The following is a 20,316-nucleotide window of genomic DNA, read 5'->3' on the forward strand; positions in this document are numbered from 1 at the left end:
CATCTATGAGGAAACCTTATTAGAATATTAAATCTTATCATTATTATTCATTACTCATTGTTCATACAATAGCCGAACTTTTATTATTCTATGAGTGGTGATTGAATCATGGTAACAACACACAGTCTGGGGTTTCCGCGTATCGGCAGAAAGCGAGAGTTAAAATTTGCTTTAGAGAAATACTGGAAAGGGATAATTTCTGAACAAGCCTTATTAGAAATTGCAGCCGATCTTAGAACGCAGCACTGGCAGGATCAAGCTGCGCTTGACTGGATTCCGATTGGTGATTTTTCGTTATACGACCATGTGCTGGATACCAGTTTTATGTTGGGCAATATTCCGGCGCGTGTCAGTGGATTATCGGGGAGTGCGATAGACAACTACTTTCGGGTAGCCAGGGGACGTTCGGTCAGTGACGATTCTGCCAGCTCCTGTGTCAATGCCGGTGAAATGACAAAGTGGTTTGATACGAACTATCATTACATCGTACCCGAGTTTGAGAAAAATACGCGATTCTCACTGAATTCCAGTCATTTGCTTGAACAAATTCAGCAAGCCAGGGAAACCCATCATCAAGTCAAACCGGTCATTCTCGGCCCGGTGACCTATTTATGGTTGGGAAAATCCAAGGATGGTGCGGATAAGCTCGATTTATTAGATGATCTGTTAAATCCCTACGCACAATTGCTGCATGAGCTTTTTAATTCAGGCATCGAATGGGTACAGATTGATGAGCCCATATTGGTAATGGAACTGGCTCCGGAATGGAAACATGCCCTGAGAAAAGCTTATTATCAATTGCAGGCCACACCTATCAAACTGTTATTAACGACGTACTTTGGCCAACTGCAGGATAACTTGCAATTAGCCTGCGAACTGCCGGTTGATGGACTGCACCTGGATGCCATCACGGCCAAAGATGAAATCGCCAAGGTGATTGATTGGTTGCCGACGCATAAAATCCTCTCTTTGGGCGTTATCAACGGGCGAAATATCTGGAAAGCCGATTTATCTGCAACACTGGATTGGCTGGAACCTATCTCTGCACGCTTGCAAGATCGGCTTTGGCTTGCGCCATCCTGTTCATTGTTGCATGTGCCCGTTGATCTGGATAATGAACAGAGATTGGATGCGGATATTCAGTCGTGGCTGGCGTTTGCTGTGCAGAAATTAAATGAAGTTGAAGTGCTGGCAAAAGCACTGAATCATGGCAGAGAAAGTGTTACTGAAATCTTGCAGGAAAATTATGCGGCGATAACCAGCCGCAAGCAATCCAAACGCGTACATCAGGCAGCCGTGAAAGCGCGCGTGCTTGAAATCAATGAGGCGATGGGGACGCGTCAATCACCCTATCATCAACGCACAGTTGTGCAACGGGAAAAATTTCAACTGCCACTTTTCCCCACTACAACCATTGGATCTTTCCCGCAAACACAGGAAATCAGACAAACGCGCCATGATTACCGCGAAGGCAAATTAACAGAATCAGAATATCGTCAGGCGATGCAGAATGAGATTGCACTCTGTGTGAGAGAGCAGGAAACGCTTGGATTGGATGTTTTGGTGCATGGTGAACCCGAACGCAATGATATGGTGGAATATTTTGGCGAACAATTGTCAGGTTATGCTTTTACTCAGTTTGGCTGGGTGCAATCGTATGGCTCACGATGTGTCAAACCGCCGATTATTTATGGTGATATCTCACAATCTCAGGCGATTACTACGGAATGGATTCAATATGCGCAATTATTAACCAAAAAGCCGATGAAAGGCATGTTAACCGGGCCGGTAACCATGTTGAATTGGTCGTTTGTGCGTGATGATCAATCGCGTGAAGAAACCTGCTTGCAGTTGGCGCTGGCGATTCGCGATGAGGTATTGGCTTTGGAAAAAGCCGGTATCCGGATTATCCAGATTGATGAAGCCGCACTAAGAGAAGGGCTGCCATTGAGAAAATCACAATGGAATACTTATCTTGACTGGGCTATTCGTGCATTTCGTATTACTGCGAATGGCGTTAAAGATGAAACGCAGGTTCATACGCATATGTGTTATTCAGAATTCAATGACATTATGGAAGCCATTGCTCGAATGGATGCGGATGTGATTACGATTGAGACTTCCCGGTCTGATATGGAATTGCTCGATGCATTTGATCAATTTCATTATCCCAACGAGATTGGCCCGGGCGTGTATGATATCCATTCACCCAATATACCCTCTGTCGAATCAATCATTCATTTGATGGAGAAAGCAGCGCAACGTATACCGGCTGAGCGTTTGTGGGTGAATCCTGATTGTGGATTGAAAACACGCGATTGGGAAGAAGTGAAACCGGCACTACGCAATATGATTGCTGCGAGCCGGTATTTATCCAGCCAAGCTGCCCGCAACGCAGGTTAGCTAAATTTGACTTGCTGATGTTATTTAAGCGATGATATGCAGCATCTTTATCCACCTCGGTTTAAAAGGAGTAATCATGACGACTAATACCATACTCAAACAAAAAATAGCAGCCATTATCGGTGAAAAACACCTGCTCAAACATCCTTTCTATATAGCCTGGACAGAAGGCAAACTAACGAAAGAACAGTTGCGGCATTATGCGGAACAATATTTTTATAATGTTTTAGCTGAACCAACCTACTTAAGTGCTGTGCACTTTAATACGCCGCATATTCATGCAGAAACAAACAGCGGTGATATCAGCGTGCGCCAGGAAGTATTAAAAAATCTAATCGACGAAGAACATGGCGAGAAAAATCACCCAGCATTATGGAAAAACTTTGCTTTCGCACTAGGTGCAAGTGATAAGAGCTTGGCTAATGCAGCAGCATTACCCAATACTGAGAAGCTGGTTTCGACATTCCGGGATATTTGTTTAAATCGTCCATTTTATGCAGGACTTGCTGCATTGCATGCGTTTGAATCACAAGTGCCTGATATTGCCGCCGTGAAAATTGATGGCTTGGCTAAATTCTATGGGATGAAAAATCCTGAAGATTATGAGTTCTTCTCGGTACATCAAAAAGCGGATATATATCACTCACAAGCAGAATGGGCAATCATTGAGCGGTTTGCCGATACTCCGGAAAAGCAAGCCGAAGTACTGGCTGCTACCAAAGAAGCCTGTGACGCGCTATGGAGTTTCTTGGATGGCATCCATGAAACATATTGTGCAAATCTGATATGTGATGAGCAAGAGACAGTGGTGACATTACATTAAGTTTGGTTTTTGGTTTTTGGTTTTTGGTTTGTTCGTTCAGTGGATTTTAATTTTAAAGGATTCAATTCCTCGCCCCTTGGAGTGGGAATAAGTTAAAACCATTGTCTAATTTCTCATTTAACACCCTGCTGCATGCAGCAGGGTGTTTTATTTTCTGGTTACTGCTTATTCGTACTTTTGTAATCCAGGTATGAATGCAGTCTTTTGTTGTTATAAAACACGGCGATATACTGCAAAATGTTCTGCTGTGCTTCATAACAATTTACCTAATGGATTTATATTGAAATTGCGCGAATCTTACCTGTTGGGAACGAGCGGCAAACTTATCTCTACTCATCGAACTGAAGCTGAGGCCGAAAGCAAGGCAGAGAGTTTGGGTTCTCACTTAGCGTTTTTGAAATACTTGATCTGTACGGCAACCGAACATTGACCGCTAGAACGTAGCATAACGCAAACACCAGACCCGTCTTTTATGGCGGGTCTATCATGTTTCTTATGTTGGGAACCGCACAGAACTGAACTACAAAGATAATTAAAATTTTATCTCGCATTTGATAACTCTCCAGATGTGAAGACCGCGTGATGAAGTGCGTTCTTTTAGCATAGCCGGATTCGTCAATGAAGTAGATCTACCCCCTCCCAGTGCGTTCTCTCTTCCCCTCTCTCACGAACGCATTGGGTTTTTTATCAGATCCAATCTAATTATCAAATTCCTACTTCTTGTAGCATAGTTTATTATCTCTCTCATTTCGCGAGATATAAGCTATGTTCTATAGCGTACAGAACAGTTTAGGAATAATGGTCATTATTAGCGGCGTAACTCTGAGAATCTCTAAATAAATATTTTTAAATAAGGAATATATTAAAATGAAACAATTTAACCTATTGGCAATACTGGCTGCATGTCTAGTCTTTTCATCACCCATACTGGCTGCTGCCGATCAGGATAAAGATTTAAAAGCTGAAAAAGACCGTAGAATTGGAAATATAAAAGAATGGATGGATCTATCACAAGAGCGTCTTAGCTGTGTACAAAATGCGAAAGATTTTGAAGCATTAAAGTCATGCAATCAAGCAGCTGATAAAAAATCAGATGCTTTAGAGGCCAAAATCAAAGCACAACATTCTGACCAAAGAGCAGGCCCTGAAAAAAATCACTCGCAAACCAAACCTAATCACCCGGATAATAAAACTCAGAACAATTAATTTAGTAATCGAATTTAAAAACTGGCCAGCATTCTTTGGATGCTGGTTTTTTTATCGGTGAATCTGCATTTATGCAGGTGTGTTATTGTTTAATATTGATCAAACACGGTTACAAAACGGTTACAATTTCCTGAAAATAAAAAGCGCTTAAGATTATTATTCTATAAGTGCTTGTTTTTACTGGTGGCCAAGGGCGGAATCGAACCACCGACACAAGGATTTTCAGTCCTCTGCTCTACCGACTGAGCTACTTGGCCATTTGAGAAATGTCTAGACAAAAAACAGATAGACTTGTTTATTGAATTGTAAAAAAATTATTCGATGAATTGGCGCGCCCGGCAGGATTCGAACCCACGACCCCTTGGTTCGTAGCCAAGTACTCTATCCAACTGAGCTACGGGCGCTAAGCACAATCAAATTACTTCCAGCTTATTTTGTTAACCGGGAGATTATATCAGATTGAAGCAATTCTGGATTCGAACTTATGCTTTTGTTACCGTATTCGATGCTTTCAACTGTAACCAACTAAGCCGGTCGTTTTTCTACAAATAATCATTATTTCTTTTTGCGGGGGCGATCATGGTGTATTTGGCAGATCTTGTCAAGGCTTAGTCTCTTCCAATATGAAATGAGCGTAGTAATCGGCCTTCGGCCGCAATGCGTTTGAAAGAAGGACGATGCGGCGAGACATGAGGTAAAGTGGAATACCGCAACAGCGAAGACCGGATAGTCACTGGAGCGTTCCTGCCTGTAAAAGAGTGATCACGGGTCACGCCTGCGGCGTGGATACGGTGGCGATGGAATTAACGGGCGTGTAGTGGATACCGCTCTACGAGATTCTCGAAGCGCGTGGATTTGCCGTGAATCTTGTCAATGCACGGCATGTAAAGAACATCTCCGTTCGCAAGTCAGATGTTCTCGACTACTAGTGACTGCAACGGTTGATGAGCTATGGCTTGCTGTCTGGCGCTTTTCACCCGGCGGATGAAATTTGCATGTTGCGTGCGGTATCACGACAACGCGATATGTTGCTGGCTTCTCAAGACCGGCATATTCAGCGCATGCAAAAATCGTTAACCCAGATGAACGTGCAACTGGCGCGAGGAGAATTTGTTCGCACTCGAGCAAGTGATGGCGTTCTATGATAATTATGGAACGCTGTTGACTGAATGTGACACCAAACTCGAAAGCATGCTGGCAACGCTTGTTGGCGATGATGATAGCGATCCGGGCCGGGGTAGACGCGCATAGAGCTCCAAGAATGCACCGCAATTCAATGTGCGAACTTACCTGTTTCGACTGTGCGGTGTCGATCTGACTCGGATCAACGGCATCAACCCGGCGACCATGCTCAAGGTGATTGTCGAAGTCGGTCCCGACATATCTCGCTTCAAAAGCGCGAAGCATTTTTTCCTGGTCGGCGCTTGGGGTCTACTTCAGACGGCTTGCCGCTCGTCTTGATCGAACCAAGGCGATTACCGCAACCACCCACAGACTGGCTCAGCTTGTCTGTATCATGTTAACCAAGGGTGCGGAATACACATACCAAGGGCAGGATTACTACGAGGAGCGTTATCGCCAGCGTGTTATGCATCACCTCGCCAAGCGCGCTGAAAAACTTGGCATGCAACTCGTTCCCGCTTCCCAATCAACTTAAATAATCATTCAACTAATCATGTGGATATATTGTGTTTCTTGAAAGAATTGAGAATACATTCGATGAATTAAGCAAGGCTTTTGTTCTGTGGCTCAGGTTAGTGTACTCATCTCTTGTTTTTGTTTCGTGAATTTGTACCTACTCCTTGATGTGTAATTCAATATTGAAGGTTAGTATAGACAGTGATTTTTGTCATAGCAGGAATCGTTCTGATTCTGTAGCTTTGCTTTCATTGCAAATAGATCTCTAAATTCTTAGGAGTTATTGGGAATTACAGAAAAAATAATTTCTAAGGTATTATCATAAAAAGTTGACTAGAAATGGGCTCTATCATGTCAGTACATAATGAATTCGATAATATAGAATCGTCAGTGAAACCTAATTTAGCCAACTGGATTACTCTGATCAATGAGCAATTCCATAAAAAGGATTATCGGCATGCCCGCGATTTAATCTTGCAGGGTTTAGTGAATTTCCCAAGCCATCCTCTGCTGCTGGATAGGCTATTTATTGTTGATCATCGTTGGAGCTTACCGATTGCAGGCAGTGGGGTGCATCTGACGATACCCGAAGAGAGTGATTTTTCATTCTTGCAGCAATGTTATGCAAATGAAGAATTTATGGAACAACTTCTTCCGATGGGGCGTAAAAATCAAAGTGCGGAATCGATTCTTTTTGCACTCAAGCATAGTGAGTTTTCGGTTGCACAATCTAAAACGATGCATTGGATCATCAGAAAAGTAGAACGAGTCGATAATCCTCAAGTATTTTCAAGCAATAATCTTAAGCCGATTGGACTTGCGAGCTTAGTAGATATTCAAATTGCGCACAGGCGCGCCGAGTTACTCGTTGGAATTCCAGATTACGGAGATCGCCAACGCGCTTCCTTGATTACTATGCTGTTAATCCTTAATTTTGCTTTCAATCAAATTGGATTGCATAAATTAACTTCATTAGTTCTTTCTAATAACCCTCACTCACAAAAAAGTACCGAAGCCATAGGATTTATCCAAGAAGGATTTCGCCGACATCATCTCCGTGATCCTAAGTCGCGACTGTGGTTGGATTGTTATGAGAATGGGTTGGTTGAAGACAGTTTTCGTGAGAATCCGGTCATAGCGCGTTTGTCAAAACGCTTTCTCGGACGAGACATCACATTGCAAATTTTTTAAATTTTTATTTTAAATACGTGCGCTCAAGGAGGGAAGCTTATGGTGATTGATTAACATTAGAAAATATATTGCGACACTGACTCAAATTATCACATACGAATATTTTTAAAATATTGCTGATCTTTAGGAAATACTATGACTACATATATTGGTACCAATGGAAACGATACGTTGATTGGCTTGGATGATGTTGCGGATGATCTAACCGGTAAGCTCGGGAATGATGTATTAATAGGCGGAGACGGGAAAGGCTTTGATTGGGCTTTGTATACTGACGCACCTTCAGCTGTGACGGTCAACCTTGCTGCTGGTATTGCATCTGGAGGTGATGGTAAGGATATTTTGAATGGAATTGAAGGTATTAGCGGTAGTAAATACAACGATACTCTGATAGGTGATGCGAATAACAATACATTGAGAGGCAATAAAGGTAATGACACATTAATAGGTGGTGATGGTTTTGACTCGGCTGATTATTCTGATGCTACTGCAGCTGTTATGGTCAATCTTGTCACGAGCACTTCCTCTGGAGGAGATGGGAACGATATTTTGGGCGGAATTGAATCAACTATAGGCAGCAACTTTAACGATACATTGATAGGAGGAAATATTGATGGCAGCTCTCTGTACGGTGGCAGTGGTAATGATAAGCTCATAGGAGGTGACGGTAATTACATTACGTTAGACGGTGGTGAGGGTAATGATTCGCTAGTGAGTGGAAGTGGTACTGATAATTGGTTATATGGAGGCAGTGGTAACGATTCGGTAGTGGGTGGTGAGGGTAATGATTCCTTATTCGGTGGATTGGGCAGTGACTTATTGATAGGAGGGAATGGGTGGGGCACCGACAGAGTTCATTATTGGAATGCTTCTTCTGCGGTGACAGTCAACCTTGCTACTGGTAGCGCTTCTGGAGGGGAAGGCAACGACATACTGAAGGGAATTGAAGGAATTACTGGTAGCTACTATAACGATATTCTGATCGGTGATGATAATAATAATTTCTTCGAGGGTATCGTTGGAAAAGATACGATAGTGGGCGGACTGGGTGATGATTATTTGTGGGGTGGTGAAGATAATGATGTGCTGGTAGGTGGTGATGGTAATGATTACCTGGACGGTGGCACTGAGAATGATTCGTTAGACGGCGGTGACGGTGATGATCAGCTGGTTGGTGGATTGGGCACTGATATATTGACAGGTGGTAAAGGCTTTGATTGGGCCAATTATACTGATGCATTTTCAAGTATCACAGTCAATCTTGCTACAGGCCTCGCTTCTGGAGGAAGTGGCAATGACACGCTAAGTGAGATTGAAGGTGTTATTGGTAGCAATGAAAACGATAAGCTGACTGGGAATGCGAATGACAATACTTTGAATGGAGGCTGGGGTGATGATGTGCTAATGGGTGGATTAGGCAACGACACCTTGCTTGGGGACAAAGGATTCGATTGGGCTAGTTACAGTGATGCAGCCTCGGCTGTTACGGTCGATCTTGCTTTGGGAACGGCTTCCGGAGGAAGTGGCGATGATGCGTTGAGTGGTATTGAAGCTGTCATCGGAAGCAAGTTTGGCGATACATTGACGGGGGATGCTAATGACAACACCCTAAAAGGAGGTGCGGGTAATGATATGCTAGATGGCAAAGAAGGGTTTAACACGCTAATCGGTGGATCAGGTAACGATATCTTCAAATTTACTACAACGGGTCACATTGATACGATTAACGACTATAACGTTGCCAATGATACTATCCAGTTAGAAAATGCTGTATTTACGGCATTAAAGACAACGGGTACATTGGGCGCCGGTCAGTTTAGAATAGGTACGCAAGCAGTCGATGCCAATGATTTCATTATCTATAACAATGCAACGGGTGAATTGCTATACGATGCGGATGGCAATGGAACAAGTGCTGCGATACAAGTAGCAGCGGTTGGCGTTGGGTTGAGCATGACCAACGCGGATATTGTGGTGATCTAAACCGGCGAAATTAACTACCTGGGAATAGTTAATGAAATATTTCTCAGGTGGTTATTTTTGTAAACAGAGGTGCTCAGTTCTCGAATAAAGAATTAGAACCGATGTTGAGTTTTGCAATTTGCACATAAAAGTTGAATCCGCCGGTGACAAAAGTTGCAGAATACCGTGCAATGTTTTGATTAAGATCCTCTCAGTATCGGAAAAATTCAGCGATACTTCTCGCTGTTTTCAAGACTCGATGTACGCACGAGCGACAGGTTTATATTAACCGCCCCAGAAACGTACGTGCCCTGTATCCAGATGGATGAAATTGGAGGAAGGGTAATAGCCGACACCACCCATTTGCAGGGATAAGGCAGCAGCACGCAGATCGGATAATTTTCGACCCGGTAAGCGAATGTCGATGGCCTTTCCATGCGTATGCATACTGTTTTTAGCAACGCCACCACTTTGTTTCGCCAGCTTGGCATTGGTAGCAGGGGAGCGGTATGCCGAGACCACATGGAATTCCTGATTGGTTCTCAGCCTGTGTTGCAGCAGATGCAGAAAATCGAATAGCTCCGGATCTATTCGATAGCGGTCACCGGTACGATGGTCACGCAGCACATGATTGATTGCGCGCATTCCTTCAGGAATATATCGGCCATTGGCCCAGAAGGTTGCACGCGTGCGTTCGCCGGTGTGTAAGTTAAGAAAACTCAGTTTCTTCTCGAAGGGTCTTTTGATTGCTGCATGAACAGAGGTTGCGGCCATTGGAAGTGTCAGCAAAGTGCATGCACCTAATCCTGCTTTTAGAAAGTGACGGCGGCTTAGTTCTGGTTCTGTTTCAGATAAGTGGGTTTGATTTAGAAAGTTTCGTATCATCGGCTATTTTCTCCCTGAAAATGTTGCGAATGTGTGCGAATAATCAGTTATTACCAGCGAGCATACCGCAAAGCGTTTGAATCTCGCTCATAAATATCGGGGTAAAAATGTACCAATTTGCGTGGTCCATCGACCCAGGCCGTAATATACACTAAGTAAATCGGCAGTGGTTTAGGTAAATGCGTGGTGATGGTTTTTTCGTTTCCCATATTTTCCGTGAATTTTTCCCATAAACTTTCTTTATTCAAGGCGAAAGCCGCCAATTCCAGTGGCTTTTCCAGCCGGATGCAGCCGGAGCTGAACGTGCGAATATCTCTCTGGAACAGCGATTTGGACGGCGTGTCGTGTAGATAAATATCGAAAGAGTTGGTGAACATGAACTTGAGCCGTCCTAGCGCGTTGTCCTTGCCGGGGTCCTGACGCAAGAAATAAGGAAACCCTCGCTTGAGACTGAGCCAATCGATAGTTTCCGGATCGATGGCTTCGGCGTTGCGGTTATTGCCGGGGAAAACCTTGAAACCAGCACTGCTGAAATAGTAGGGGTCGCTTTGCTGCTTCGGTAACAAATCCTTGACTGCAATGCTGACCGGAACATTCCAATAAGGGTTGATCACCATGTGCGACAGTGCGCCGTTGAAGCTGGGCGTACTGCGATAATCGCGTCCGACGATGATGCGCATATCCAGAACTTGCTCGTCGTGCTCGAATGCGGAAAGTTTGAAACCGGCAGTATTTACCAGCAAATAGCGTGCGCCCAAATTTTTCGGCAGCCAGCGCAGGCGTTCCATGTTGATGCGTAATTGGCGAATTTTCCAAGCCAGCGGTCTATTCAAGGCACGAAGGGTGTTTTTGCCGATCACGCCGTCGCTATTCAAACCGTGTTGCGCCTGAAAAGCTTTGACTGCCGTTACCAGCTCATGATCGTAGTCCTGGTTTCCGGTAGCAGTGATGTGATATTCGGCGACGCCATCGGCAGCATACGCTTGCGCAATGCGCTGGCGGATCAAGGGAATGTTCGGATGTGTTTCGCCTGGCCGTATCGATGGCGAGCTGGGAACTTGAACCCATTCCGTGTGATTGTCGGCAAGCTGGCGGTAGTGCGCCAATGTTTGCTTGAGCGATTGATAACTTGGATTCTTCGGAGATAGATCATCGAATGACTGCTGCAACCGGTCTTTCTTAAGTACTTCCTGCAAGAAAGCGACGGTATCGAACACGGGTTGTGGAATGTGCCAATCCTTGTCAGCCGCGGTTGCCGTCAAATGTCCCCGCGCTAAATCCCGCGCTAACATCAGCACGGCATGCGTTGTCAGCACTTCCAGTTCGATTGCTGCAGACGAAGATTGTCCAGCATGCTGCTGCAATTGCTGTAATTGATGCAGTTGATAATCGTGACTATCCAGTCCTTCGGTTTCCGCATTGGCTATAAAAGTTAATGCCGTATCGAGCAAAGACGATGCCGGGTTTGCCGTAGCCCATACCGACTGGAAATTCCGCGCGGCATAGAATCGCTGCAAGTCGGCAATCCCGTTTTTGCTCAGTGAAAGCTCCTCGGGTTTTGTGAGTCGCCGTTCGATTTCTTTCGCATCCGCGATCAGCGCGAGGGTGATCGATGGGCTGAACAGAAAGAACAAGCAACAGAAGAACTGTAAATGCGGTAAGAAGAGTATATTTTGAAAGCGGTGCACGCAGCGATTCCTTTGCTGAACAGAGTTATTAAGTGAAGTTGCCGGGATTTTATCATCAATGCTGTGCTGCTACGTATCGGCCTGAAAGGTGAAATCACCGCCCATTTCTCGATTTCTGCTGTCATAGACTTTAAACATTTGCTTGCAGCAGCGCATTTGACTGTATCCGCGCCTTTCCGTATATTTTTCCCGCAGCAGAAACGGTTTCCCGTTTTCCGGTATAAATTATTGAGAAAAAATACAAATCATGACAGCAAAACAACACGTGCAAGCATTACTGGATTTCATCGACCAAAGCCCGAGTCCCTGGCATGCGGTGTCTACGGTTGAAGTGGCGATTCAAGCATCGCAGTTTGTCTGCCTCGACGAAACCGCTAAATGGTCATTGCAAGCGGGTGGACGGTATTACGTCGTGCGCGATGATTCGTCGATTGTGTTGTTCGTATTGGGAAATAAAGCACCGGCCGAGTCGGGCTTCAAAATTGTCGGGGCACACACCGACTCGCCGGGATTCCGCATCCGGCCGAACGCCGCAACCGCGAGCGACAGCCTGGCCCGGCTTGGTGTAGAAATTTACGGCGGACCGATCCTCGCGACCTTTGCTGATCGAGATCTGAGCCTGTCCGGGCGGATCAGCTACCTCGACGAGCAGGGAACTCTTGCCTACAAACGAGTGCGCTTCGACCGGCCATTGCTGCGCTTACCGAATCTGGCGATTCACATGAACCGAAGTGTCAATGAAGATGGCTTGAAGCTGCATAAACAGAACGAATTGCCGTTGCTGTTTGCGCAATTGACCGGCGACCAGTTACCAGAACCTTACTTTCTGCAACTGTTGGAGCAGGCGACGGGCATCGGCGCCGAGCAACTGTTGTCGTGGGATCTGGCGGTTTACGACACGCAGAAGGGTGCATTCTGGGGTGCGAATGAAGAGTTTTATGCCGATAGCCAGATCGATAACCTGGCTTCCTGCCACGCCGCGCTGCAGGCATTGCTGGACGATAACATCCTGAATCATGCCGAAAGCACCCTGGTGTGCGCGTTTTTTGATCACGAAGAAATCGGCAGCGAAAGTTATATTGGCGCTGCCGGCAGCTTTTTATCCGATGTCCTGCAACGCATCAGCATCGCCACATCGTCGGGGCGCGAAGATACGGCACGCGCGATGGCGCAGAGTTTCTTGATCAGCGCGGACATGGCGCATGCCTATCACCCTAATTTCCCCTCGGCCTATGACGCGGATCACAAAGTATTCATCAACAAAGGCCCGGTGATCAAATCCAACGCCAACCGTCGCTACAGCTCCGAAAGCGTGTCGATTGCACACTTTATCCAATGGTGCGAAGAAGCCGGTGTTCCCTATCAACACTACTCACACCGCAGCGACCTGCCCTGCGGCAGCACTATCGGTCCGATCGCCTCATCGAAACTCGGCATCCGCAGCATTGATGTCGGTTGCCCGATGTGGGCGATGCACAGCATCCGCGAAAGTGCCGGTGTGCAGGATCACGAGTATATGATCAAAGTACTGAAGCGGTTTTTAAGCGACTAGGGACAGCGACCAATAGTGCTTGCCTTTTGTATCACCTGATAATTTTCTTAAAACGGTGTTCTAAACGAATTGTGTTAATTGTGATTCTTGATAGATTCTGATTTTCTCTTAACCGGAGTGTTCGGGTCTATTGGACCACATCATTTCGAAGGGATTTCCACAAACCGAAAGGCGTAGCGCCGTCCGCATGCGTTGCGGTGAACGAGGGATTTGGCAACGGTGGTATTGGGAGCAATTGATTCGGGATGAACGTGATTTCAGAGCGCATAGGGATTACGTGCATATTAATCCGCGAAAACATGATTGGGTAAAATCGGTGGCTGATTGGCCGTGTTCGATTTTTCATAAACTGGTCTAGCAAGGCGTTAATCAGAAGGACTGGGCGGGCGGTGATGAGGGGATGTTGATGTTTTGGACTGAGACCGGTGGCGTAATGTTGAATTCTGTGATGCAAAACCCTGCGGTTATTGCACCCTGCTTATCATTCTGCGAATTATGATCACTATTCGCAAACACACCTTTTTCCTGAAGAATTCCTGGAAGCTTTGGCATCCGATTGGGGCGAGGATGATTCGGGCTATGGATGGCATTCACCTGCAAAGGCGTGCGGCAGGCGTTTGGTTGGTGTGAACCGGGGATGTTTTTGATGGGGTCGCCGATTGATGAGCCGGAACGCTGTGATGATGAATTGCAACATTAGGTGACTTTAACCAAAGGATTCTGGATTGTGGATACGACGGTGACACAAGCGCTGTGGGAAGTAGTAAAGGGGGAAATCCCAGTGGATTTAAAGGGTAAGAACTTCCGGTCGAGACTCAGATGCGCAGTAATGTGTGGGAGTGGTGCCAGGATCGGTTTGGAGATTACCCGGCGGAGCCGGTCATCGATCCACAAGGGCTGGAAATCGGGCGACTCCCGCGTGCTGCGCGGCTGAGCTGCGGGAACTGCAGCTCGTTGTCAATGAGCAGCCGGTTTAATTCCACTTCTTAAAATCAGTTGATGAGGGCCATAAGAGAGTTTGTAAGCCGTGTATCGCTCAACCGTTAGTCGTTGGTATTGGAAGGGGCGGGCTGTTTTTTCTGAATAAACTCGATTTTGTATCCGTCGGGATCTTCCACAAATGCAATAATCGTTGTGCCATGCTTCATCGGACCAGCTTCACGCGTTACTTTTCCGCCCAGTTTCTTGGTATTCTCACAGGCCTGATACGCATCATCGACTTCAATGGCAATGTGGCCAAAGCCTTCTCCTAGGTTGTATGCCTGGGTATCCCAATTGTGGGTCAATTCAAGTACTGTGCCGCTCGCTTCATCCTGATAACCTACAAATGCAAGTGTAAATTTGCCATCCGGATAATCTTTGCGGCGCAGTAATTTCATGCCTAATACCTGCGTGTAAAACGTAAGTGATTTTTCGAGATTGCCGACTCGAAGCATGGTATGCAAAATACGCATTTATATTTTTACCATTTCAAAATCTTCTTTACGTGCACCGCATTCCGGGCAGGTCCAATTGATCGGGACATCGTCCCAGCGTGTGCCTGGTGCAATGCCTTCATCCGGAGATCCCAAGGCTTCATCATAAATAAAGCCGCAAATTAAACACATGTAACGATTGTAATCTCGATTCTCTTCGGTAGGCATGATAGATAGCAATTTCCTTTTAGGTTAAAATGACATTTTACGGTATTAATGCATGTTACAGCCACCCCCTATTGTACTTTCTTTTGCAGCCAATGACCCCAGTGGTGGAGCAGGCCTACAGGCTGACATCCTCACCATTGCCAGTATGGGGTGCCATCCACTATCAATTGTAACGGCAATAACGGTTCAGGATACGGCCGGTGTCGACGATGTGATGCCACTAGAACCTGAATGGGTTGCTGATCAGGCGCGAGCGGTATTGGAAGATATGCCTGTTCATGTCTTCAAGATTGGCTTATTAGGCAGCGTTGAGATTATCGCTGCCATTGCGGAAGTTATTTCAGATTATCCACAGATTCCTTTGGTCATGGATCCGATATTAACCTCGGGACGCGGGGATGAGCTGGCAAATGAAGAAATGATTGATGCAATGCGAGAATTGTTACTACCGCAAGTCACGATATTAACCCCCAACAGTCTGGAAGCCAGGCACCTTGCGCATCAGGAAAATGATACTAATGAAGTCAAGTTGGATTTAAGTCTTTGTGCACAAAGATTATTGCACATGGGATGCGAGTATGTCTTGATAACGGGTACGCATGAAAATTCGGTGCATGTGGTGAATACATTGTTCGCAGCTGATGGTGTTGTGCGCACCGATGAATGGGAAAGGCTTGAAAATACTTATCATGGATCAGGCTGTACCTTGGCATCAGCGATAGCAGCTTCATTAGCCAATGGATTATCAGTGAGCGAAAGCATCATTGAAGCGCAGGATTATACTTGGCACACTTTACGAGCGGGGTTTCGTCCGGGAATGGGGCAATATATCCCGAATAGACTTTTCTGGGCTAAAGATATAGAAGAGAACGAGAACGAAGAGCCAATCATTGAGAAACCAAAAGATTAACGGGCTGTATGCAATTACTCCAGAGTTTAAAAATACGAAGGATCTGCTTGATAAGACGCGACAAGCGTTGGAGGGTGGAGTGCAGCTTTTACAATACCGTAATAAATCAGCAAACAGAACTTTGTTGAGAGAGCAGGCTGGATTATTATTGCTGTTGTGTAGAGAATACAGAGTGCCTTTGATTATCAATGATTACCTTGATTTGGCGATAGAGATTGATGCGGACGGATTACATGTCGGTCAACAGGATGCCTCTCTATTCAATGTAAGAAATCAATTGGGACGCAATAAAATTGTCGGTGCTTCCTGCTATAACAATCTGGATTTGGCACTTCAGGCTGAAAAAGAAGGGGCAGATTATGTTGCTTTTGGCGCTTTCTTTCCTTCACTGACTAAACCCAATACAGTTTTGGTTACGGTGGATTTGATCGGCGAAGCGAAAAAGAAAATAACTGTTCCCATTGTCGGGATTGGCGGCATTCGATTGACTAATGCCAAAACGGTTATTCAAAGCGGATGTGTTGCATTAGCCGTTTGTAATGATTTGTTTCAATCCGAAAACATTAAAATAAAAGCAGCACAGTATGCGCAACTATTTGAAGAAACGAATTAACGTCTTTATAACCGGTTTTTTTTATAATTTTTATCATGAGTAACCAAATGACTTCACGCAATCATCAATTATTTGAACAGTCCCAGCAATTTATTCCAGGCGGTGTTAATTCTCCTGTTCGCGCTTTTAAATCGGTGGGTGGCGAGCCTATTTTTTTTCAACGCGGGGAAGGCGCATATTTTTGGGATGCTGATGGTAAATCGTACATTGATTACGTGGGATCATGGGGTCCCTTGATTCTAGGCCATGCGCATCCGGATGTGGTGAAAGCAGTTCAGCTTGCAGCACAAAATGGCTTAACCTTTGGCGCGCCGACGGAAGCAGAACTGGACATTGCAAAATTGATTTGTCAGTTGGTTCCTTCTATCGAGCAAGTCAGATTGGTGAGTTCCGGCACGGAAGCGGGGATGAGCGTGATTCGATTGGCGCGCGGGTTTACCAGCAGAAGCAAAATCATTAAATTCGAAGGCTGCTATCATGGTCACGATGATTCTTTGCTGGTTAAAGCGGGTTCGGGCGCATTAACTTTCGGTAATCCGAGTTCAGCCGGTGTGCCGGCTGAAACCGCTGGTCATACGATAGTTCTGGATTACAACGACCTATCAGGCATTGAAGATGCATTTAACAAATGGGGAAAAGAGATCGCAGCGGTGATTGTTGAGCCGGTTGCAGGCAACATGAATCTGGTTGCACCCACGGCAGATTTTCTTGTTGGACTGAGAACATTGTGTACGCAAAACGGCAGTGTGCTGATATTTGATGAAGTCATGACAGGATTCCGTGTCGGCCTTGGATGCGCGCAAGGGCTTTATGCTATCAAGCCCGATCTGACGGCATTAGGTAAAGTTATTGGGGGTGGTATGCCAATGGCTGCGTTTGGCGGCCGCCGCGATATCATGCAATGCTTGGCACCGCTGGGTCCGGTTTATCAGGCAGGTACACTTTCCGGTAATCCGGTGGCAGTTGCGGCAGGATTGGCTACACTAAAACAAGTACAAGTACCCGGGTTTTATGAGAAATTAGGAGAAAGGACGCAACAGTTGGTTGATGGTATTACAGCGACAGCAAGTAAACATGGTATAGATTTTTGTGCGCAATCGGTTGGTGGTATGTTTGGATTGTATTTCAGGAAGAGTATTCCCACTAGCTTTGCTGAAGTGATGCAATGCGATAAGGAAGCTTTTAACCGATTCTTTCACGCGATGTTAGACGAAGGAGTCTATTTTGCACCGTCGGCATTTGAGGCTGGTTTCGTATCGTCAATGCATGGCGATAATGAGTTAGACAAAACCTTGTCCGCTACAGCGAAAATATTTAAGAACTGGTAAAGAAAACTAGGCTGAGTATCTTTAGCCTTTACTGGCGTGAAGATAATAAAAAAGGCGGCATTATTAGCCGCCTTTTTTATTAAACACCGATATAAATCTACCGCATGGTGGAAATATAGGCTGAAACTGCCCGTTTTTCATATCCGTTCAAGCGAGTAATCACTTGTTGCATAACATTCTTGTCATTTGCACGATCGCCTGCACTAAATAGATTCAATTGTGTCAGCGTGTATTCGGCATGTTGTCCGGCAATTGCAGGATAGCGCGGTGGAATACCCGATCCATTGGGGCCATGGCAGCTTGCACAAGCGGGAACGCCATTAGCGAGACTGCCACCATGATAAAGAAGTTTTCCAAGCTCAATTAATTTATCATCATCAACAGTCACTTGACTTGGCGTTGTCTTTTGCTGGGCGTAGTAGTCGCCCAGCTGCTTCATGTCTTCCGGCGAAAGTGCAGCGACCATCGATGACATGATGGGGCTGTTACGTTTTGCTGGAGCACTTTCAGTTGCTTTAAAGTCGATCAACTGCTTAGTGATATACTCCGCATGCTGTCCAGCCAGGATAGGATTCATCGGAATGACACTGTTGCCATCGGCACTATGGCAACCTGCACATACGCCAGCTGCGATTTCTGCAACAGTAGTTGCCGGAGCAGCATTCGCGGTATCTGTTGTTTCGGCTGCGAGCGGTGCAGTCATTGTGAGTGCTGCGAGCATTACCATATTCTTAATCATTTTCATATTTCTATTCCATTTTTAAAGGCAATCAAAAGTTGGTAGGTTTGTTTGAGAATTAACGGTATATTTTAGCAAGGCATAAGACCGTTAACAACAAAATTAAGTTAATCTTCATCATTTAATATTTTATTTTTCAATGAAAATAATCTTTATTATTTTACTGATTATGAATATCGCTTATCAGATTGGCATGCGGTTTCAGTTTACTGAACAAAATGCAACCAGTACGCCGGCATTAGTTAATCCTGAAAAATTAATATTAATGCCAGCGAATGAGGATTGTCTGGTATGGGGTAATTTTTATGAAGAACAAATACGATATGCTGAAAAGGTGCTTGCAGAATTATTTCCGGATTTGTTTTATAGTCAGGAAGAATCCGAAGATACCACGATGTATTGGCTATATATTCCACGATTCCAAAATAAAGAAGCGGCCAATCGCGAGATTAACAAATTACGCAATCTTGGAATTGTCAGTTTTCGTGTAAAAGATGACACTAAATGGGAGAATGCCATATCGCTCGGCATGTTTTACGATCAACAGGATGCGCTGAAACAATTCAGAGAGATTGAAAAAAAAGGAATTACAAATGCTAAGATAGAAGATCGTAGCGTTACACTTAAAAAAATTGTAATTCATAATCCCACACATCGGATTAAAGAGCAGATGCAAAAATTAGTCGAACAATTTGATGACACGCAATTGGCGCAAGGTAAATGTGAACGTTTATAATGTGCAAGGCTTTGTGAAGTAATATAAACACAGATTGTTTAAATTCCAAGAAATCGCAGCTATTTTCAATAGCTGTCACTGAATAACCCATAAGACAATATTTAATGACGGTATCGATAAAAACACCGCAAGAAATTGAAAAAATGCGCATTGCGGGACGATTGGGCTCGGAGGTTCTTGATTACATAACCCCCTTTGTTGTGGCAGGTGTAACTACCGAAGAATTGGATGTGCTCTGTCATAATTACATGGTGAATGTGCAAAAAACCATACCCGCGCCGTTGAACTATGCACCTTCCGGGCATACCCCGTATCCTAAATCCATCTGCACTTCGGTAAATAATCAGATATGCCATGGTGTTCCGGGGCAGAAGAAGTTAAAAGATGGCGATATTATTAACATTGATATTACTGTGATTTATGAAGGCTATCATGGGGATACCAGTCGGATGTTTTATGTCGGCGAGCCATCCATACAAGCCAAACGCTTATGCGAGGTGACTTTTGAAGCGATGTGGCGGGGCATCGATGAAATAGCACCGGGAAAGCATTTGGGCGACATCGGACATGCCATCCAGAAACTGGTTGAAGGGGTGGGATATAGTGTGGTCAGAGAATTTTGCGGGCATGGGATTGGCGCAAAATTTCATGAAAGTCCCCAAGTGCTCCACTATGGACGTGCAGGGTCAGGTCTGGAACTTAAACCGGGAATGATCTTTACAGTCGAGCCGATGATTAATGCCGGAAAGGCGGCCATCCGCCATCTTCCGGATGGCTGGACCATTACCACCAAGGATGGCAGCCTGTCGGCGCAGTGGGAACATACCATCCTGGTTACTGAAGATGGGCATGAAGTTCTGACAGTATCGGCGAGCGCTCCCGCTAAACCTGTCTACCGTTTTTCAAGTTAAGGAAACACTGATTAATTCGGGGAACGAGATGAAGCACGAGGCGCACGGAACGCAACAACCGAGACATATCAATATGATAGGCGAGGGA

At 45.2% G+C, this 20,316-nt stretch carries 19 protein-coding genes and 2 tRNA genes; 14 read left to right on the forward strand and 7 right to left on the reverse strand.

Going from position 1 to position 20,316, the window contains the following annotated elements; genetic code table 11:
- The first annotated feature begins 108 nt into the window (after positions 1–108).
- From metE to K2P83_RS14185, 3 genes are all read left to right on the forward strand, one after another.
- Entirely contained in the window at positions 109–2,403 is a 2,295-nt protein-coding gene (metE, locus tag K2P83_RS14175; RefSeq protein WP_292930310.1) for a 5-methyltetrahydropteroyltriglutamate--homocysteine S-methyltransferase, read from the forward strand.
- Positions 2,404–2,479: 76 nt separating this feature from the next.
- A complete protein-coding gene (locus K2P83_RS14180; protein ID WP_292930312.1) occupies positions 2,480–3,226 on the forward strand; it encodes a CADD family putative folate metabolism protein in 747 nt (248 codons plus the stop codon).
- Positions 3,227–4,093: 867 nt separating this feature from the next.
- Positions 4,094–4,432, forward strand: a complete 339-nt coding sequence (locus tag K2P83_RS14185; RefSeq protein WP_292930314.1) for a hypothetical protein — start codon at positions 4,094–4,096, stop codon at positions 4,430–4,432.
- Between the two features lie 181 nt (positions 4,433–4,613).
- On the opposite strand, the gene K2P83_RS14190 is transcribed toward K2P83_RS14185, so the two are convergent.
- Positions 4,614–4,689: transfer RNA gene (locus K2P83_RS14190), tRNA-Phe, on the reverse strand.
- 70 nt (positions 4,690–4,759) lie between these two features.
- Positions 4,760–4,836 (reverse strand) — tRNA-Arg (locus K2P83_RS14195).
- Positions 4,837–5,376: 540 nt separating this feature from the next.
- Between K2P83_RS14195 and K2P83_RS14200 the strand changes: the two genes are divergently transcribed.
- The 5 genes from K2P83_RS14200 (at position 5,377) to K2P83_RS14215 (ending at position 9,244) form a co-directional block, all read left to right on the forward strand.
- Positions 5,377–5,577 carry a hypothetical protein gene (locus K2P83_RS14200; RefSeq protein ID WP_292930316.1) on the forward strand — a complete coding sequence of 67 codons (201 nt, stop codon included), beginning with the start codon at positions 5,377–5,379 and terminating at the stop codon, positions 5,575–5,577.
- Positions 5,578–5,710: 133 nt separating this feature from the next.
- Positions 5,711–5,893, forward strand: coding sequence for a transposase (locus K2P83_RS14375; protein WP_363279683.1), 183 nt, complete (start codon positions 5,711–5,713; stop codon positions 5,891–5,893).
- Positions 5,894–5,948: 55 nt separating this feature from the next.
- Positions 5,949–6,089: a hypothetical protein gene (locus K2P83_RS14205; RefSeq protein WP_292930318.1), complete on the forward strand. Its 141-nt coding sequence runs from the start codon at positions 5,949–5,951 to the stop codon at positions 6,087–6,089.
- A gap of 332 nt (positions 6,090–6,421) precedes the next feature.
- Positions 6,422–7,261, forward strand: coding sequence for a hypothetical protein (locus K2P83_RS14210; protein ID WP_292930320.1), 840 nt, complete (start codon positions 6,422–6,424; stop codon positions 7,259–7,261).
- Between the two features lie 135 nt (positions 7,262–7,396).
- Positions 7,397–9,244, forward strand: coding sequence for a calcium-binding protein (locus K2P83_RS14215; RefSeq protein WP_292930322.1), 1,848 nt, complete (start codon positions 7,397–7,399; stop codon positions 9,242–9,244).
- A gap of 264 nt (positions 9,245–9,508) precedes the next feature.
- Here K2P83_RS14215 and K2P83_RS14220 read toward each other — a convergent pair whose 3' ends face one another.
- Positions 9,509–10,108, reverse strand: coding sequence for a DUF882 domain-containing protein (locus K2P83_RS14220; RefSeq protein ID WP_292930324.1), 600 nt, complete (start codon positions 10,106–10,108; stop codon positions 9,509–9,511).
- 50 nt (positions 10,109–10,158) lie between these two features.
- The gene (locus K2P83_RS14225) at positions 10,159–11,796 is read right to left on the reverse strand and encodes a L,D-transpeptidase family protein (protein WP_292930326.1); all 1,638 of its coding nucleotides are present in this window, start codon (positions 11,794–11,796) and stop codon (positions 10,159–10,161) included.
- Between the two features lie 247 nt (positions 11,797–12,043).
- Here K2P83_RS14225 and K2P83_RS14230 point away from each other — a divergent pair, with 247 nt between their 5' ends.
- On the forward strand, positions 12,044–13,348 hold the full coding sequence (locus K2P83_RS14230; protein ID WP_292930328.1) for a M18 family aminopeptidase: 1,305 nt from the start codon (positions 12,044–12,046) through the stop codon (positions 13,346–13,348).
- 1,043 nt (positions 13,349–14,391) lie between these two features.
- On the opposite strand, the gene gloA is transcribed toward K2P83_RS14230, so the two are convergent.
- Together gloA and K2P83_RS14240 are read right to left on the reverse strand one after the other, a co-directional pair.
- On the reverse strand, positions 14,392–14,802 hold the full coding sequence (gene gloA, locus K2P83_RS14235) for a lactoylglutathione lyase (RefSeq protein ID WP_292930330.1): 411 nt from the start codon (positions 14,800–14,802) through the stop codon (positions 14,392–14,394).
- Positions 14,803–14,991, reverse strand: coding sequence for a rubredoxin (locus tag K2P83_RS14240; RefSeq protein WP_292930332.1), 189 nt, complete (start codon positions 14,989–14,991; stop codon positions 14,803–14,805).
- 52 nt (positions 14,992–15,043) lie between these two features.
- Here K2P83_RS14240 and thiD point away from each other — a divergent pair, with 52 nt between their 5' ends.
- From thiD to hemL, 3 genes are read left to right on the forward strand one after another with little or no spacing between them, the layout of a single operon-like run.
- On the forward strand, positions 15,044–15,901 hold the full coding sequence (thiD, locus tag K2P83_RS14245) for a bifunctional hydroxymethylpyrimidine kinase/phosphomethylpyrimidine kinase (protein ID WP_292930334.1): 858 nt from the start codon (positions 15,044–15,046) through the stop codon (positions 15,899–15,901).
- Positions 15,882–16,514, forward strand: a complete 633-nt coding sequence (gene thiE / locus K2P83_RS14250) for a thiamine phosphate synthase (RefSeq protein ID WP_292930336.1) — start codon at positions 15,882–15,884, stop codon at positions 16,512–16,514. The genes thiD and thiE overlap by 20 nt, the downstream gene beginning before the upstream one ends.
- A 47-nt stretch (positions 16,515–16,561) precedes the next feature.
- Complete coding sequence (gene hemL / locus K2P83_RS14255) at positions 16,562–17,842, forward strand: glutamate-1-semialdehyde 2,1-aminomutase (protein WP_292930338.1); 1,281 nt, start codon at positions 16,562–16,564, stop codon at positions 17,840–17,842.
- Positions 17,843–17,939: 97 nt separating this feature from the next.
- Here the strand turns inward: hemL and K2P83_RS14260 are convergent, their stop codons facing one another.
- On the reverse strand, positions 17,940–18,587 hold the full coding sequence (locus tag K2P83_RS14260) for a c-type cytochrome (protein WP_292930340.1): 648 nt from the start codon (positions 18,585–18,587) through the stop codon (positions 17,940–17,942).
- A 133-nt stretch (positions 18,588–18,720) separates the two neighbouring features.
- Here K2P83_RS14260 and K2P83_RS14265 point away from each other — a divergent pair, with 133 nt between their 5' ends.
- Positions 18,721–19,317, forward strand: a complete 597-nt coding sequence (locus tag K2P83_RS14265; RefSeq protein WP_292930342.1) for an SPOR domain-containing protein — start codon at positions 18,721–18,723, stop codon at positions 19,315–19,317.
- 104 nt (positions 19,318–19,421) lie between these two features.
- On the forward strand, positions 19,422–20,228 hold the full coding sequence (map, locus tag K2P83_RS14270) for a type I methionyl aminopeptidase (protein WP_292930344.1): 807 nt from the start codon (positions 19,422–19,424) through the stop codon (positions 20,226–20,228).
- Positions 20,229–20,316: the final 88 nt, after the last annotated feature.

The sequence above is a fragment of the Nitrosomonas sp. genome (assembly GCF_019752415.1).
Taxonomy (GTDB): Bacteria; Pseudomonadota; Gammaproteobacteria; order Burkholderiales; family Nitrosomonadaceae; genus Nitrosomonas.